The 749-nt window shown below is 76.5% G+C and carries 1 protein-coding gene; it reads left to right on the top strand.

Annotated elements, in window-relative coordinates; translation table 11 throughout:
* Positions 1-749, top strand: a 749-nt coding sequence (locus tag PROKR_RS24595; RefSeq protein ID WP_036968916.1) for a hypothetical protein, incomplete at both ends; no start/stop codon positions are given.

Here is a 749-nt window from a genome sequence, read left to right as displayed (position 1 = left end):
GCACCGCCGGACGCCGCCCGCCGGCCAGGCGGGTCCCGGCCCCGGCCTGCGCCCCGAGGCGACCGCCGCCCTGACCAGGGTGTTCTCCCTGGGCCTGACGCTGCTGTTCGTCTCTGCCGTGGCGACGGTCGCGCTGTCGGTGATCGGCACGCGCTGCATCGGGCTGGCGACCCCGGGCCCCGACTCGGTGGTCCCGGTCTGCGCCCGCATCCCGAGTGCGCTGTACGGCCTGGCGCGGCTCGACGTCGGCGACCGCCTGGCGCTGCTGTCCCTGGCGCCGGTGCTGCTGGTCGCGATCCTGGTGGCGGTGGCGCACAGCGGCCAGGTGCGGTTCGAGTCCAAGTTCTCCGTGATGCGGGCGGGCCGCACCGTGCCGCCGTCGGGCCCGGTTCTGCACCGCGCGGGCTTCTGGTCGCAGCGCTCCGGCTCGGGTTTGCTGTGGGCGCACCTGGGCGCGGCGCTCGCACTGACGGGCCAGTACCTCACCTGGACCCGCTACGCCGACGCCGGCCTGCCGGCCCCCGCGCTCCCGGTCGCTGCCCTCGTCGTCCTGCTGTGCGCCGGCCTGTTCGTCGCCCTGCGCACCGACGACGACGGCGTCCAGGCCGTCACCCCGCGCTGGAAGGCCCGGGCCGGTCTGGCCGTGTTCGCGGCAGGGCTGCTGGTCTGGCTGCTGGCGTGCGCCGCCTGTCTCGCCGGGCCGCAGCCCGAGACGATGCCTGCCCTGATCGGCCTCGACCTGGTGCCCG

The sequence above is a fragment of the Promicromonospora kroppenstedtii DSM 19349 genome (assembly GCF_000515355.1).
Lineage (GTDB): Bacteria > Actinomycetota > Actinomycetes > Actinomycetales > Cellulomonadaceae > Promicromonospora > Promicromonospora kroppenstedtii.
Note: the sequence above shows the minus strand (reverse complement) of the source record. Positions and strands in the feature narration are given on the sequence as shown.